Annotated in this window: 9 protein-coding genes and 1 pseudogene; 2 read left to right on the top strand and 8 right to left on the bottom strand. The window is 74.6% G+C overall.

Features of this window, described 5'->3' with window-relative positions:
• The first annotated feature begins 120 nt into the window (after positions 1-120).
• Positions 121-2487: a TonB-dependent receptor plug domain-containing protein gene (locus tag QM788_RS09730; RefSeq protein ID WP_415661294.1), complete on the top strand. Its 2367-nt coding sequence runs from the start codon at positions 121-123 to the stop codon at positions 2485-2487.
• A 58-nt stretch (positions 2488-2545) separates the two neighbouring features.
• A pseudogene (locus QM788_RS09735) lies at positions 2546-3617 on the top strand (pirin family protein).
• A gap of 19 nt (positions 3618-3636) precedes the next feature.
• On the opposite strand, the gene QM788_RS09740 reads toward QM788_RS09735, so the two are convergent.
• The 8 genes from QM788_RS09740 to gspL all read right to left on the bottom strand — a co-directional run bounded on the left by QM788_RS09740 (position 3637) and on the right by gspL (position 15598).
• A complete protein-coding gene (locus tag QM788_RS09740; RefSeq protein ID WP_415661295.1) occupies positions 3637-6981 on the bottom strand; it encodes a S41 family peptidase in 3345 nt (1114 codons plus the stop codon).
• Positions 6982-7069: 88 nt separating this feature from the next.
• Positions 7070-7960: a 5'-nucleotidase gene (locus QM788_RS09745; protein WP_415661296.1), complete on the bottom strand. Its 891-nt coding sequence runs from the start codon at positions 7958-7960 to the stop codon at positions 7070-7072.
• Between the two features lie 125 nt (positions 7961-8085).
• Positions 8086-9297 carry a type II secretion system inner membrane protein GspF gene (gene gspF / locus QM788_RS09750; protein WP_415661297.1) on the bottom strand — a complete coding sequence of 404 codons (1212 nt, stop codon included), beginning with the start codon at positions 9295-9297 and terminating at the stop codon, positions 8086-8088.
• Position 9298: 1 nt separating this feature from the next.
• Complete coding sequence (gene gspE, locus QM788_RS09755; RefSeq protein WP_415661298.1) at positions 9299-10726, bottom strand: type II secretion system ATPase GspE; 1428 nt, start codon at positions 10724-10726, stop codon at positions 9299-9301.
• A 9-nt stretch (positions 10727-10735) separates the two neighbouring features.
• A complete protein-coding gene (gspD, locus tag QM788_RS09760; RefSeq protein WP_415661299.1) occupies positions 10736-12907 on the bottom strand; it encodes a type II secretion system secretin GspD in 2172 nt (723 codons plus the stop codon).
• Between the two features lie 2 nt (positions 12908-12909).
• Positions 12910-13815 carry a type II secretion system protein N gene (gene gspN, locus QM788_RS09765; RefSeq protein WP_415661300.1) on the bottom strand — a complete coding sequence of 302 codons (906 nt, stop codon included), beginning with the start codon at positions 13813-13815 and terminating at the stop codon, positions 12910-12912.
• A complete protein-coding gene (gene gspM, locus QM788_RS09770; protein ID WP_415661301.1) occupies positions 13815-14339 on the bottom strand; it encodes a type II secretion system protein GspM in 525 nt (174 codons plus the stop codon). Before gspM ends, gspN begins: the two co-directional genes overlap by 1 nt.
• Positions 14339-15598: a type II secretion system protein GspL gene (gspL, locus tag QM788_RS09775; RefSeq protein WP_415661302.1), complete on the bottom strand. Its 1260-nt coding sequence runs from the start codon at positions 15596-15598 to the stop codon at positions 14339-14341. The genes gspM and gspL overlap by 1 nt, the downstream gene beginning before the upstream one ends.
• Positions 15599-15607: the final 9 nt, after the last annotated feature.

The raw sequence follows: 15607 nt of genomic DNA on the forward strand, positions 1-15607 counted from the left end.
CGGCGGCGGCCGCCGTGCCGATATCCGGATTCCGGATGAGCCGCGCGCTTTTGCGTCTTTGGGCGATCGGCCGGCCGGCGGCACACTCGCGCCGTCGTCCGCTTCTGCGCGCTCTTGCCCATGACCTTCCATCGCCGCCACGCCCTGCCGTTCTCGCCCCGCCTGCTGGCGCTCGCCGCCGCGGCCGCCGCGCTGCCCGCCGCCGCGCAGCCCCCAGCGGCCGAGCCGGCCACGCTGCAGCAGGTCGTCGTCACCGGCACGCGCCGCGTCGACCGCACGCTGGCCCAGGCCGAATCGCCGGTCGACGTGATCGGCGCCGCCGACCTGCAGCGCACCGGCAGCACCGACCTGGCCGCCGCGCTGGCGCAGCTGCTGCCGGCGCTGAATTTCCCCCGCCCGTCGCTGACCGACGCCTCCGACGCCGTGCGCCCCGCGCAGCTGCGCGGCCTGTCGCCGGACCAGGTGCTGGTGCTCGTCGACGGCAAGCGCCGCCACACCGGCGCGGTCGTCAACATCAACGGCACGCAGGGCCGGGGCTCGGCGCCGGTGGACCTCAATGCGCTGCCGATCTCGGCCATCGACCGCGTCGAGGTGCTGCGCGACGGCGCCGCGGCGCAGTACGGCTCCGACGCGATCGCCGGCGTCGTCAACATCGTGCTGAAGCAGGGCGCGAAGGGCGGCGGCGTCACCGGCGAGATCGGCGGCACCGACCGCGGCGACGGCCAGCGCGGGCAGCTCGGCGTGAGCCTGGGCCTGGCGCTGGGCGATGGCGGCTGGCTGCGGCTGGCGGCCGAGACCGGCCACCAGCAGCGCAGCAACCGCGCCGGCATGGACACGCGCGATGCGGCCAGCGAGCCGCGCCGGGGCCAGGTCAACAACCGCCTGGGCGACCCGGACAGCACCAAGCGCGCCCTGGTGCTCAACGGGCAGGTGGACCTGGCCGACGGCGTGCAGGCCTACGGCCACGCCAGCTTCAACCAGCGCGACACCCTCAGCGCCGCGTTCTGGCGCACGCAGGCCACGGCCGCGGCCAACGGCGTCGCGGCCCTCCACCCCGAGGGCTTCCTGCCGCTGCTGGACAGCCGCACGCGCGACCTCGGCCTGGTGCTGGGCCTGCGCGGCGGCGCAGCCGGCTGGCACTGGGACCTGAGCCTGGACCACGGCGAGAACCGCTTCGCCATCGACGTGTCCAACACGGCGAACTACTCGCTGGGCGCGAGCAGCCCGACGCGCTTCGCCGCCGGCGGCCTGCGCAACCGGCAGACCGTGCTGAACGCGGACGTGTCCCGCGAGCTGGACTGGGGGCTGTTCCGTCCCGTCGCGCTGGCGGCGGGCGCGGAGCTGCGCCAGGAGCGCTACGAGGTCGTCGCGGGCGAGCCCGGTTCCTACAACGGCGGCGGGGCCTCGGGCTTCCCCGGCTTCCGGCCGGGCGACGCGGGCCGCCACGGCCGGCACAACGTCGCCGTCTACGTCAACCTGGAAAGCCAGCTGGCCGACCGCTTCAGCGCCACTGCCGCGCTGCGCGCCGAGCGCTACAGCGACTTCGGCAGCGCGACGGCCGCCAAGCTCTCGGGCCGCTACGCCGCGACGCCGGCCGTGGCGCTGCGCGGCACGCTGTCCACCGGCTTCCGCGCGCCGTCGCTGGCGCAGCAGTACTTCGCCACCACGTCCACCAACCTCGTCGACGGCGCGCTGGTGGAGGCGGGCACCTTCACCGTGCCGTCGGCCGCCGCGCAGGCGCTGGGCGCCACGCCGCTGCGGGCCGAGAAGTCGCGCAGCGCCAGCCTGGGCGTGCAGCTGACGCCCACGCGCGATTGGCAGACGACGCTGGACGCCTACCAGGTCGACATCGACCACCGCATCCTGCTGTCCGGCAACATCACGCTGCCCGCGGCGCTGCGCGCCCAGCTCGCCGCGCAGGGGCTGCGGGTCAGCGCCGGCCGCTATTTCACGAACGCGCTGGACACGCGCACCCGCGGCGTGGACCTCGTCAGCACGCTGCGCCAGGACTGGGGCGCGGCCGGCCGCAGCGACTTCACGCTGGCCTACAGCCACACGCGCCATACCGTGCGCCGCCTGGCCGACAACCCGGCGGTGCTGAGCGCCAACGGGCTGCAGCTCATCGACCGCGTGACGCTGGCCCGCGCCACCGTCAGCGCGCCGGACGACAAGCTGCTGCTGGGCGCCGAGCACCGCTGGGGCCCGTGGAGCCTGCGCGTGGCCGCCACGCGCTACGGCCGCTACGACGTGTTCCAGGCCAGCGCGGCCAACGACCAGCGCTTCCCGCCCGCCTGGCTGGCCGACGTGTCGCTCGGCTGGGGCCAGGGCGCGTGGCGGGTGGACGCCGGCGTGGACAACGTCAACGACCGCTATCCGGACCGGGTCATCCCGGCCAATGCGGTGGGCGGCATCCTGACGTACAGCGCCTTCTCGCCGTTCGGCTTCAACGGCCGGCAGTACTTCGTGAAGGCGGGCTACCGCTGGTGAGCGGGGCGCCGATTCGCGCTAGCGTCGGGGCCCTGCTGCACTGCCTGCACCGCCCGCCATGAACCCCGACGCCCCATCCGCCGCCGTCCTCGCCGTCGCGCCCCTGGGCATGCCCTGGCAGACGCTGGACCCGTTCCTGTTCTGCGTCCACCATGACGACGCCTACCCGCCCGGCAACGGCCGCCACGGGCCGGACCCGGCGCTGCTGGCGGGCCGGCCGCCGGGCCAGGACTTCTCGCGCCGCGACGGCTGGAGCATGTACCACGGCCAGCGGGTGCCCGGCTTCCCGGCACATCCGCACCGCGGCTTCGAGACGCTGACCCTGGTGCGCCGGGGCCGCGTCGACCATGCGGACTCGCTGGGCGCCGGCGCGCGCTTCGGCGGCGGCGACGTGCAGTGGCTGACGGCGGGCCGGGGCATCGTCCACGCGGAGATGTTCCCGCTGCTGCACACCGACCGGCCCAACCCGCTGGAGCTGTTCCAGATTCTGGCTCAACCTGCCGGCCGCCAGCAAATGGGCCGAGCCGCGCTTCACGATGTTCTGGGCGCAGGACATCCCGCGGCAGCGCTTCACCGATGGCGCCGGGCGCGCGACCGAGGTGGTGTGCATCGCGGGCGACCTGCCGCTGCCCGGCGGCGGCCGGCTGCGGCCGCCCGCGCCGCCGCCGGATTCCTGGGCGGCGCGCGCGCAGGCGGACGTGGCCGTGTGGACGCTGCGCCTGGCGCCCGGCGCGCGCTGGGTGCTGCCGGCGGCGGCCGGGGCGGGCACGCGCCGCATGCTGTATTTCTTCGCCGGCACGCGGATCGCCGTGGACGGCCGGGCCGTGCCGGTGCAGTCCGCCATTGAGCTGCGGGCCGGCGCGGCCGTCACGCTGGCCAATGGCGAGGAGGCGGTGGCCGAGCTGCTGATGCTGCAGGGCCGCCCGATCGGCGAGCCGGTGGCGCAGCACGGGCCCTTCGTGATGAACACCGGGCCGGAGCTGCGCCAGGCCTTCGAGGACTACCGGCGCACCGGGTTCGGCGGCTGGCCCTGGGGCGATCCGGCGCCGGTGCACGGCGACGAGGCGGGCCGCTTCGCCCGCCATGCGGACGGGCGCGTGGAGCGCCCCGCGCCAGCGGACGGCGGTTGAACGGCGCGCGCGGCCGCGTTCACGGCCGGACCGGCCGCGGGTAGGGGCCGGGCCGGACCGGCTTCACCGGCTCGGCGGCGATGCGCCGCTGCAGCTCCGCGAGCGCCGCGTCCAGCTGCGCGTCCTGGCCCATCGCCGTGGCGCGGGGCGGGTTGTCCACCTCGATGTCCGGCGCCACGCCCACGCCCTCGATGAGGAAGCGGCCGTCGGCGTCCACCTGGCCGGTCTCGGCGGCGCGCATCATGCCGTTGTCGATGAGGCGGTTCTGGTCGGACAGCCAGACGCCCGCGCCCGAGCTGCGCTTGCCGATGACGGGGCCCAGCTTCAGGCGCTTGAAGCCTTCGGAGAAGGTCTCGCCGTCGCTGTAGGTGTCCTCGTTCATCAGCACCACGGTGTGGCCGCGGTAGACGTTCTGCATGTTGGCGTAGGTGCCGCTGCCGGCCGGCGAGCGCGGCTGCCAGAAGGCCCAGGCGCGGCGCAGCAGCTTCTCGAGGATCCAGCTGTCGATGTTGCCGCCGTTGTTGTAGCGCACGTCGATGATGAGGCCGTCGCGGTCGCTGGCGGCGTAGAACTCGCGCACGAAGTCGGCGATGTCGTTGGGCCCCATCGCGCGCAGGTGGACGTAGCCGATGCGGCCCTGGCCGGCCTGCTCGACGGCGCGGGCGCGGCTGGCGCGCCAGTCGTTGTAGCGCAGCTGCGTCTCGCGCACGAAGCTGACCGGCGTGACGATGCGCTGCACGGCCTTGCCGCCGGCCTGCTGCACGTCGAGCAGCACCTGCCGCCCGGCCTGGCCGCGCAGCAGCTCCAGCAGGTGCGGCGCGTCGGCGGTGGCGCGGCCGTTCACGGCGGTGATGACGTCGCCCACCTTCAGGCCCAGCTGCGGCGCGGCCAGCGGCGAGGCCTCGGACGGCAGCTCGGGGTCGGCGGCGTAGAGCGCGTCGATGCGCCAGCCGGCGGCGGTGCGCGAGAAGCGCCCGCCCAGGCCGGCCAGGCCGGGCTCGTCGGGCGCCGCCCGGGTGTCGCCGGGGGCGATCTGGCTGTGCAGCGCGCCCAGCTCGGACACCGTCTGCGCCATCAGCTCCGCGAGCTCGTGGCGGTCGGTCACGCGCGCCACCAGCGGCTCGTACTTGGCGCGCACGGCCGCCCAGTCCACGCCGTGCATCTGCGCGTCGTAGAAGTGGTCGCGGTGCAGGCGCCAGGCGTCCGCGAACATCTGCCGCCACTCGGCGCGCGGCTGCGTGGCGATCTGCCAGTCGCTCCAACGCACCTGCAGCTTGGCGGTCTCGGCGGGCAGCTTGGGCGCGGCGTCGGCGATCAGGATCTCCGGCGCGCTGCCGGCGCCCGCGTTGCGCACCAGCATCAGCTTCTTGCCGTCGGCGCTCAGCGCGTAGCCGCGCACGTCCTGCGCCAGCGTCTCGGCCGCGCCGCCCTGGTTGTCGAGGGCGACGGACTGGAGCCGGGTCTTGCGCTCCAGGTCCTGGTCCAGGAACCACAGCCGCTTGCCGTCGGTGCTCAGCGCGCGGTAGGCGCCGGCCGCCACGGGCAGCTCGTGGAGGCGCTCGTTCAGGCCCTCGAAGACGATGGCGGGCCTGGGCTTGTTCGCGTCGGACGGCTTGGCGTCCTTGCCCTCCTTGCCCTCCTTGGCGTCGGGCTTGCGCTCGGCGGCCTGGCGGTCCTCGGCGCGCTGCGCGTCGGCCTGTTTCTCGGCGGCGGTCTCCAGCTCGTCGCGGGGCGCGAACGGCGGGCGCAGGCCGGGCTGCAGCGCCACGGCGTAGAGCTTGCTGCGCGTGCCGAAGAAGGGGCCGGTGTTGCGGTCGCCCCAGGGGCCGGTGTTGCCGCTGGCGGCGAAGTGGCGGCTGGAGGCGAAGTACAGCCACCGGCCGTCGGGGCTGAAGGTGGCGGCGTCGCTGTCGTAGCGGTCGCTGGTCAGCGTGTGGGTGCGGCCGTCGGCGACGCGGAACAGCTGCAGCTGGCTGCGGTCGGGGTGGCGCAGCGCGACGGCCCAGGCCAGCACCTGGCCGTCCGGGCTCCAGGCCTGCAGCTGCGGCGGATCGCCGCGCGTGCCGCGGGCGATCTCGCGGGTGGCCCGGGTCTTCAGGTCGGTCAGGTGGACGCGGCCTTCCTTGTCGGTGTGCGCCAGCCAGCGGCCGTCGGGGGAGGGCAACAGGTCGCGGCGCTGCGTCGTCGCGCCGCGCGTGATCTGCTCGGGCTGGCCGGTGCCGTTGGCGGAGAAGCGCCACACCTCGGTCTCGCCGCTGAAGTCGCAGGTGGCGAACACATGCCGGCTGTCGCTGCTGAACTCGCCCTTGCGGCAGCGGCCGTCGGCCGGCTGCGGCAGCTCGGCGCGGCGCAGCTGCTGCACGCCCTGCGTGGCCAGGTGGCCGCGCGCGGCCAGCAGCACGCGCTCGCCGTTGGGCGCGAAGGCGGTGTCGGTCAGGAAGTCCTGCGGCTTCTTGACCCAGCGCTCGCGCAACTGGTCGAAGTCGCCGCCCAGCGCGATGTCGAGCTTGCGCGGCGCGGCGTCCTGGGCGAGGTCGGCCAGGTAGAGGTCGGCGCCCAGCGCGTAGACGACGCGCGTGCCGGCGATGGACGCGTGGCGGATGTCCCAGCCCTTGTGCGCCGTGTGCTGGCGCAGGTCGCCGCCGCGGGCGTCGACCGACCAGAGGTTGACCGTGCCGTCGCGGTCGGACAGGAAGGCGATGCGCTCGCCGCCGGCCGTGCGGTAGGGCAGCGGGCGGCGGTCGTTGTTGCCCTCGGCCACCAGCGGGCGGGCCTCGGCCGTGCCGGCGAGGTCCAGCGCCCACAGCCGGGCGATGGCGCCGCCGCGGTACTGGCGCGCGTTGTCGCTGCGCAGGCCGCCGCGGGTGAAGTACAGCGTCTTGCCGTCGGCGCCGAGCGCGCCGTCGCTGGCCTGGCCGACGGGCAGCTGGCGGCGCTGGCCGGTCCGCGGATCGAGCGCGAACAGCTGGCTGCCGGGGCGGCCGTCCAGCCCGGTGTAGAGGATCTCGCCGGCGGCGCTGAAGCCCCACACGCGCATGCCGCCGTTCTCCCAGGTCAGCCGCCGCGGCGGGCCGCCGGCCGCGGGCATCAGGTAGATCTCGGTGCCGCCGTCGTACTGCGCGGTGAAGGCCAGCCACTGGCCGTCGGGCGACACGGCGGGCTGGCTCTCCAGGCCGGGGTGCGTGGTCAGGCGCTGCGCGTCGCCGCCCTGCGTGCCGACGCGCCAGAGGTCGCCCTCGGCGACGAAATAGACCTGCTCGCCCTGGAGCGCGGGCTGGCGGTAGAAGCCGGTGGCGGCCGCGGCCTGGCCGGCGCCGGCCACGCACAGGGCCGCGGCGAGCGCGGCGAGACGGAAACGGGGCATGGGTTCTCCTGCGATCCACTGCGAAGTGGCGGCATTGTGGTGCCGCCGCGCGCGGCGGCGATTCGTCACGGCGGCGCGGCGCGCGCGCCTACCGGGCGGCGATGCCGGCGGCCACCTGGCCGGCCGGCACGTGCGCGGCGGCGCTTTCGACGTGGCCGGCCTGGTCGTCGAAGAAGAAGTCCGGCTCGAACTCGCGCAGGAAGCCGCCCTTGGCCAGGCCGCCGAGGAACATGGCCTCGTCCACCTCGATGCGCCAGTCCATCAGCGTGCGGATCGCGCGCTCGTGGGCCGGCGCGCTGCGCGCCGTGACCAGCGCGGTGCGCACCTTCATGCCGGCGGCGTGCTGCAGCCGGTGCAGCGCCTGCAGCACCGGCTTGAACGGCCCGGCCGGCAGCGGCTGGCGGGCGCGCTCGCTCTCGTGCTCCTGGAAGGCGGCGAGGCCGTCGCGCTGGTAGACCTGCTCGGCCTCGTCGGAGAACAGCACCGCGTCGCCGTCGAAGGCGATGCGCAGCTCGTCCGGGTGGCCGGCCGAGGCCTGGGCGGCGAAGGGCGCGACGCGCGCCGCGGCGACGCCGGCCGCCAGCGCCTGGCGCACGTCGGCGTCGTTGGCGGACAGGAACAGCTGCGCCGACAGCGGCCGCAGATAGCGCCACGGCGCCGCGCCGCGCGTGAACACGCCGCGCTCGACCGCCAGGCCGTAGTGGGCCGCCGAGCGGAACACGCGCAGGCCCGAGATCGGGTCGTTGCGCGACAGTACGACCACCTCCACCTGCTGGTGCCCGCCCGCATTGAAGGCCAGCAGCTTCTTCACCAGCGAGAAGGCCACGCCGGGCTGGGCCGGCACGTCGAGCAGGCGCTGCTGCAGCGCCATATAGGCCGCGTCGTCGCCGGCCTCGAAGACCTGGTTCTCGGCCTCGAAGTCGAACAGCGCCCGCGAGGAGATGGCGACGACGAGCTGGTCTTTCAGCGTGGCAGGCATGCCCGCATTCTCCCGCCTGAAGCGCACAGCGTGCCTTCCCCAGCGACTCCCGCCGATCCGGCTCCGCCGGTCGGCCGGGAGTGCCCCCTCGAGGGGGCCGCAGCTCCGCTGCGGCAGGGGGTGGTCTATCTGACCCAGGTGTTGAGCTGGATGATCGGCAGCAGCACCGCCAGCACGATCAGCAGCACGATGGCGCCCATCGCGACGATCAGCAGCGGCTCCAGCAGCGTGGCCGCGGCCATCGCGCGGCGCTGCACCTCGACGCCCAGCTGGCGCGCGGCGCGGCCCAGCATCTCGGGCAGCTGGCCGGTCTGCTCGCCCAGCCGCGCGAACATCGCCAGGATGCCGGGGAAGCGTTTCTTGCCCGCCAGCGCCGAGCCCAGCGGCGCGCCCTCGCGCACCTGCACCAGCGCGTCCAGCGCGTCGGCCTGCATCGCGCGGTTGGACAGCGTCTCGGCCGCCGCCTGCAGCGCCTTCAGGATGGGCACGCCCGCGCCGGCCAGCATGGCCAGCGTGCCGGCGAAGCGGGCCGCGTTGTAGCCGCGCGCGAGCCGGCCGAGCAGCGGCAGGTTCAGCAGCGCGGCATCGAAGCGCAGCCGCAGCGCCGGCGCCTTCAGCGCCTGGCGCAGCGCCAGCGCGCCGGCCGCCAGCACGGCCAGCATCGCCCAGCCCCAGGCGCGCACGAAGTCGCTCAGGCCCAGCATGGCCACGGTCAGCAGCGGCAGCGCGCGCTTGGAGCTGGTGAACACGGTGGCGATCTGCGGCACCACGTAGGTGACGAGGAAGATGATGATGAGCACCGAGATGGCCGAGACGATGGCCGGGTAGGCCATGGCGCCGACCAGCTTGGCCTTCAGGTCCTGGCGCTCCTCCAGGTCGTCGGCCAGCTTCTCCAGCACCTGGCCCAGCGCGCCGCTCTGCTCGCCGGCGGCGACGACGCCGCGGTACACCTCGTCGAACTCGCGCGGCGCCGTGGCCAGCGCGCGGGCGAACGCGGCGCCGGCGTTCACCTCGGCCTTGAGCTGGCTGATGAGCTCGCGCTGGCGCGTCTCCTCGCTCTCGTCGGCCAGCGCGGTCAGCGCGCGCTCGATGGGCAGGCCCGAGCCGACCAGGCCGGCGAGCTGGCGCGTCCACACGGCCAGCGCGGTCGGTCCGAACACGCGGCGGGTGAAGCGGCTGCCTTCCTGCGCGCCGTGCTGCTGCACCACCTCGATGGACAGCGGCGTCAGGCCCAGCGCGCGCACGGCGGCGCGCGCGGCGCGCGGGTTGTCGGCCTCGATCAGGCCGCCGCTCTGGCGGCCGGAGCTGGTCAGCGCTTCGTATTTGTACGCGGGCATGTCAGCCCTCGCGGGTTACGCGGAGCACTTCTTCGAGCGACGTGATGCCCGACGCGATCAGCCGCTCGCCGTCCTCGCGCATGGCGCGCAGGCCGTTGGCGACGGCGGCGGCCTGCAGCTGGCTTTCGGGCGCGCGGTTGTGGATGAGGCTGCGCACCGCGTCGTCGGCCACCATCAGCTCGTAGACGCCGGTGCGGCCCTTGTAGCCGGTGTGGCCGCAGGCCTCGCAGCCGACCGGGTGCCAGCGGCGCTGCTCGTCCTGCCGCTTGCAGGCCGGGCACAGCCGCCGCACCAGCCGCTGCGCCAGCACGCCCAGCAGCGACGACGACAGCAGGAAGGGCTCGACGCCCATGTCCGTCAGCCGCGTGACGGCGCTGGGCGCGTCGTTGGTGTGCAGCGTGGCCAGCACCAGGTGGCCGGTCAGCGATGCCTGGATGGCGATCTGCGCGGTCTCGTAGTCGCGGATCTCGCCGATCATGATGACGTCCGGGTCCTGGCGCAGGATGGCGCGCAGCGCCTTCGCGAACGTCAGGTCGATCTTGGCGTTGACCTGGGTCTGGCCGATGCCGGGCAGCTCGTACTCGATCGGGTCTTCCACCGTCAGCACGTTGGTGGTGCTGGTGTCCACGGTCTGCAGCGAGGCGTACAGCGAGGTGGTCTTGCCGGAGCCGGTCGGGCCGGTGACGAGCACGATGCCGTGCGGCTGCTGCACCAGGCGCTTGAAGGCGGCGAGCACCGCGCCGTCCATGCCCAGGCCTTCGAGCGTGAACTTGGACTCGGTCTTGTCGAGCAGCCGCAGCACCGCGCGCTCGCCGTGCGCGCTGGGCAGCGTGGAGACGCGCACGTCGATCGCGCGGCCGCCGATGCGCAGCGAGATGCGGCCGTCCTGCGGCAAACGCTTCTCGGCGATGTCCAGCTCGGCCATGATCTTCAGCCGCGAGATCAGCGCCGCGTGCAGCGCGCGGTTGGGCTGCACCACCTCGCGCAGCGTGCCGTCGACGCGGAAGCGCACCGAGCTGCTGCGCTCGTAGGGCTCGATGTGGATGTCGCTTGCGCCGTCCTTGGCGGCCTGCGTCAGCAGCGCGTTGAGCATGCGGATGATGGGCGCGTCGTTGGCGGCCTCCAGCAGGTCCTCGACCGCCGGCAGGTCCTGCATCATGCGCGACAGGTCCACCGCGCTCTCGACCTCGCCGACGACCACCGCCGCGCTGCTCTCGCTGCCCGCATAGGCCGCGCTGATGCGCTCCATCAGCGACGGCGCGGCCTCGGACTCCAGCCGGTCCACCGCGTACTGCCGCTGCACCTCGGACAGCGTGGACCAGCTCACGTCGGGCGAGGCCCACAGCGTCAGCGCGCTGCCGTCGTCTTCGAGCAGCACGCCCTGCGCCTTGGCGAAGGCGTAGGGCAGGGGATGGCGGAGGGCGGCCATGGCGTCGGCCTACTGCTGCGGCGCGACCTTGCCGGCCGGCGCCTTGGGCTCGGGCAGCACCGGCGCGCCGGTGTCGGGCAGCAGCAGCTTCTGCGCCGGCTGGTTCAGCTCCTGCACGGCGCGGATGCTCTGGTAGCGGTCCAGCGTCAGCTCGTTGCTGCTCTGCGCGCTGCGCATGACGACCGGGCGCAGGAACACCATCAGGTTGGTCTTCACGCGGCGGCGGTTCTCGCTCTTGAACAGATTGCCCAGCAGCGGCAGCTTGGACAGCCCCGGCACGCCGTCGCCGCCGTCGGTGTACTCGTCCTTCAGCAGGCCGCCGAGCACGATCAGGTCGCCGTCCTCGACGACCACGTTGGTCTCGATGGCGCTCTTGTCCAGCGTCGGGCCGTTGGTGCCGGTGCTGCCGGGCACGACCGAGGAGTTCTCCTGGTAGACCACCATGCGCACCGTGCCGCCCTCGCCGATCTGGCTCTTGATCTTCAGCGTCAGGCCCACGTCCTTGCGGTCCACGGTCTGGAAGGGGTTGACGGTGCCGCCGGTGCCCGAGGTGGACGCGTAGGAGCCGGTCACGAAGGGCACGTTCTGGCCGATGACGATGCGCGCCTCCTCGTTGTCCAGCGACACGATGTTGGGCGTGGACAGCACGTTGGCGCCGCTCTGGCTCTCGAAGAAGTTGGCCACCGCGCCCAGCGTGTAGAAGCTGCCGAACTTCTTCAGCACGCCGATGTTCAGGCCCTGCGGCGCCGGCGTGCTGCCCTGCGCGGTGACGACCGCGCTGGTGCCCTGCGCGATCGCGCCGGTGGCGTTGATGATGTTGGCCAGGCCGGAGCCGAAGTTGGTGCCGGCGCCGGTGATGCTGGAGTCGCCCTTGTTGCCGAACAGGTTCTGCCACTGGATGCCGAACTGGGCCGCCTGGCTGTTGTCGATCTTGACGATCAGCGACTCGACGTAGACCTGCGCGCGGCGGCCGTCGAGCTGCTCGATGACGGTGCGCACCTGGCGGTACAGCGGCTCGGGCGCCGTGATGATCAGCGAGTTGGTGGCCGTGTCGGCCTGCACGAAGCCGCCGGTGGACGGGCCGGCGGACGGGTTCAGCGGCGCGGTCGCGGCGGACGTGTTCATGCCGCCGCTGTTGCCCGAGGCGCCGTTCGCGCCGGTCAGCGTCTGGCTGGCGGTGCTGGCCGGCGAGCTGCCGCCCGCGCCCGTCAGCCCGCCGCCGGAGGCGTTGCCGGCGGTGGCCGCGGCCGCCGCGCCGAAGGCCGCGCGCAGCACCGCCGCCAGCTTCACCGCGTCGGCGTTCTTCAGGTAGACGACGCGGATGTTGTTGCCGCTGTCGTTGCCGGGCTGGTCCAGCTTGTCCACCATCGAGCGCACGGCGGCCAGGCGCGCCGGGTTGCTGGCGCGCAGGATCAGGCCGTTGCTGCGCGGGTCCACCAGCACGCTGACGGCGCTGCTGCCCTGGCCCGGCACGGTCGCGCCGGCCGCCTGGCCGCCGCCGTCGGCCAGGCGCTGCACCAGCGGCGCCAGGTCGGCCGCCACCGCGTGCTTCAGCGGCACGATCTCGATGTCGCTGCTGCCCGGCGTGTCCATCGCCGCGATGATCTTGGCGATGCGGTTCAGGTTGTCCGCGTAGTCCGTGATGATCAGGCTGTTGTTGCCCGGGTTGGCGTTGATGGTGTTGTTGGGGCTGATCAGCGGGCGCAGCACGGCCACCAGGTTGTTCGCGTTCTCGTGCTGGACGCGGAAGATCTGCGTCAGGATCTGGTCGCCCCGGGCGTGGCTGGTCTCCACCGCCACCGCGCCGGCCTGCAGCTTGGCGTCGGGCTCGGGCAGCACCTTCAGGAAGCCCGCGGCCTCCACCACCGTGAAGCCCAGGCCGCGCAGCGCGGCCAGGTAGTTGCGGTAGGCCTCGGCCACCGCCACCGGCTGCTCGCTGTAGACGGTGATCGTGCCCTTCACGCGCGGGTCGATGATGATCTGGCGGTTCAGCATCACGCCGATGGCGCGGGTCACGGCCTCGATGTCGGCGTTGACGAAGTTCAGCGTGACCGGCGAGCTCGCCTTCACGGCCGGGCCCGGGCGGGCGCGGCGCACGCCGGCGCCGTCGGCTTGGGCGGACGCGCTGCCGGCGGCCAGCAGCAGCGCGGCGAGGGCGAGGGCGGTGCGGTGGAGATTCATGATCATCCGATCGTCAGGACGGAGCGCGACCCTTGCCGGCGCCCGATGATGTTCAGCAGGTTGTTCAGCGCTTCCTCGCGGCCCGGCGCGGCGCTGGCCTCGCCGGTGAAGCGGCTCTTGCCGCCGGGGTTCAGCGTGCCGGCGCCCGAGAGCTGCAGCGCGCCCTCCAGCGTGCTCAGGCGCAGCGTGCTCAGGCCGGGGCTGGCCGGGTCGGCGGCGACGCTGAAGCGGTAGCTGCCCAGCGGCGCCACGGTGGACACGCGCGACGACAGGTTCAGCAGGTCCAGGTCCAGCGCGCCGGACTGGCGCCAGCGGCCCTGCGCGGACTCCAGCCGCAGCTCGCGCGCCGACAGCCGCAGCGAGCCGCCCAGCTGCAGCGTGTTCCACGGCGTGCCCAGGCCCGACAGCACCCCGGCGGGCAGGCGCACCAGCCAGTCGGTGCGGTTGTCCACCGTGATGGCCAGGCGGCCCAGGCCGGGCTGCAGGCCCAGCAGCAGCTCGCCGTTGGTGCAGCACTCCTGGCGCGCGGCCAGCTGCAGGCCCAGGCCCTTGAGGGCCATGCGCCAGTGCAGACGGCCGGGCAGCGCGGCCGCGTCGCGGCTGCCGGCGCCGCCGGTGAGCACCAGCACGCCGGAGCCGCGCCAGATGCTGCCGCGGGTGTCGACGATCAGCAGGTGCTCGCCGGTGGCCGACGCCAGCGCGCGCGCCAGCCAGCTGGCCGGGGCGAACAGCAGCAGCGCGCCGGCCAGGCCGGCCAGCGCACCGGCGGCGGCCCAGCGCCGCGAGCTGTCCTGGCGCACATTGCGCAGCCCGTTGACGTTGCCGCCGAACACCGAGTCCTGCACGGTCTGCAGCGACACCGGCGGCGGCGCGGGCGGCTTGCGCTTGGGCCAACGCAGCGGGCCCATCAGGCGTCTCCCAGGCTGAGCACGAGGCTGCCGGTGAAGCCCTGCGGGCCGCGCGTCAGCTGCGCCTCGACGGGCCGGGCGCGCGCGGCGGCGCGCACCTCGCCGAGGAAGGCCTGCAGGTCCACCGGCGCGATGCCGTTCAGCGTGACGGTGGCGAGCTCGCCCGCCAGGTTCAGCCGCGCGGCGGCGCCCAGGTGCGCGACCGAGGCCTTCAGCGCCTCCTGCGCCTGGGCCGGCGGCACGGCCGGCGCGGCGCGCAGCGCGCGCGCCTCCTGCGCCTGGGCCTGCATCTGCTGCAGCTGCAGCTCGACCTGTTCGAGCTCGGCCGGCGCCGTGCGCAGCGTGCGCAGCGCCGGGTTGACCAGCAGGCCCCAGGCCAGCAGCAGGCCCAGCAGCGTGCCGGCGCCGCCGACCGCCAGGCGTTCGCGCTCGCCCAGCGCCTGCCACTGCGCGGCGGCACGGCCGCGGGCCTGCGCGAGCTGCACCTTCAGGCCGTTGCCGGCGGGAGGGGTGGGGCGGGCCATCAGCGGGCTCCTCGGGCGCTGGCGCGGCTGACGGTCAGCCGGCCGTCGCCGGCCTCCAGCTGCCAACCGTCGCTTTGCAGCTGGGTGCGGAAATTGTCGACCTGGGCCGGCGCCCAGCCGGGGGCCGACAGCGTGAGCCGGCCGGGCTCGAAGGCCAGCGCCTCGGCGGGCGGGCGGTCCGCCGGCCAGGCGGTGGCGGCGGCGGCCAGCAGCGCCTCCAGGTCCTGCTCGCCGACGCTGCCGGCGCGCGCGCGCAGCAGGTCCAGCTCCTTTTGCATCTGCACCGGCGCATCGAGGATGGCGCGCACCTGCGGGAAGGCGCCGGTCAGCGCCGCGTCGACGGCCGCGCGGCGCGCGTTCAGTTCGCGCTTGTGCTGCCAGGCCCACAGGTTCAGGCCCAGCAGCTGCACCACCAGCAGCCCGGTCAGGCCCCAGCGCACCGGCTGCCAGGACTTGCGCATCAGCGTGCGGCTGAACATGCGCAGCGCGCGGATGCCGCGGGCGCGCGGGGCCAGGTCGAACTGGCGCAGGTCCCAGGCGCCGTCGATGACGGCGAGCGCGCGCTGCGCGGGCGTCTGCACCGCCACGGTGGTGCCCAGCCAGCGCTGCGCGCCGGTGGCGACGCCGGGCGTGGCCGTCCACTGCGCCGCGTGCACCAGGCCGGGCGGGAACAGCTGGCGCGCCAGGCCGCCCTGCAGCGGCAGCGTGGCGACGCCGTCGGCATGGCTCCAGCGCAGCGAGATGCCGTCGCTGCCGATGCCGTGGGACTCGAAGAAGTGCCCGCGCGGCTGCTCGGCCGGCCAGGCCAGCGGCGCGACGCGGTCGACGAACACGTGGGCGGCGTCGAGGTGGGCGAGGTGCTCGGCCAGCCAGGGCCGGGACGTGATGGCCACCCAGGCGGTGTCGCCGCCGGCCGCGTCGGGCTCCAGCGCGAAATGCAGCGCCTCGGGGTCGTCCAGCGCCAGCTCTTCGAGCTTGCCGGCGAGCGCGGCGCGCATCTGCCGGCCGGCGCGCGGCAGCTCCACGCAGCGCCAGCTGACGTCGGACTCGGCGACCACGGCGACCACGCCCTCCGCCGCCGGCAGCGCGGCGGCGGCGCTGCGGCCTTCGCGGACGACCTGGCGGCCGTCGGACGCGGTGAGCGCCCAGTCGTACTTGCGCGCCGCGCCGGCGCGCGCCGGCTCGGCCGCGGCGGGCGTGGCGCGGCCTGCCGCGCACAGGCGGGGCCGGGGGGGCAGGAACAGCAGCAGGGTGCTCATGGGGTCGGG

The sequence above is a fragment of the Roseateles sp. genome, from assembly GCF_047654785.1.
Classification (GTDB): domain Bacteria; phylum Pseudomonadota; class Gammaproteobacteria; order Burkholderiales; family Burkholderiaceae_C; genus Pelomonas.

Bases quoted from the DNA above. Each gene is read 5' to 3' on its own strand.
- QM788_RS09730 (WP_415661294.1), top strand. From the start codon at position 121: ATGACCTTCCATCGCCGCCACGCCCTGCCGTTCTCGCCCCGCCTGCTG.
- QM788_RS09740 (WP_415661295.1), bottom strand. From the start codon at position 6,981: ATGCCCCGTTTCCGTCTCGCCGCGCTCGCCGCGGCCCTGTGCGTGGCC.
- QM788_RS09745 (WP_415661296.1), bottom strand. From the start codon at position 7,960: ATGCCTGCCACGCTGAAAGACCAGCTCGTCGTCGCCATCTCCTCGCGG.
- gspF (WP_415661297.1), bottom strand. From the start codon at position 9,297: ATGCCCGCGTACAAATACGAAGCGCTGACCAGCTCCGGCCGCCAGAGC.
- gspE (WP_415661298.1), bottom strand. From the start codon at position 10,726: ATGGCCGCCCTCCGCCATCCCCTGCCCTACGCCTTCGCCAAGGCGCAG.
- gspD (WP_415661299.1), bottom strand. From the start codon at position 12,907: ATGAATCTCCACCGCACCGCCCTCGCCCTCGCCGCGCTGCTGCTGGCC.
- gspN (WP_415661300.1), bottom strand. From the start codon at position 13,815: ATGGGCCCGCTGCGTTGGCCCAAGCGCAAGCCGCCCGCGCCGCCGCCG.
- gspM (WP_415661301.1), bottom strand. From the start codon at position 14,339: ATGGCCCGCCCCACCCCTCCCGCCGGCAACGGCCTGAAGGTGCAGCTC.
- gspL (WP_415661302.1), bottom strand. From the start codon at position 15,598: ATGAGCACCCTGCTGCTGTTCCTGCCCCCCCGGCCCCGCCTGTGCGCG.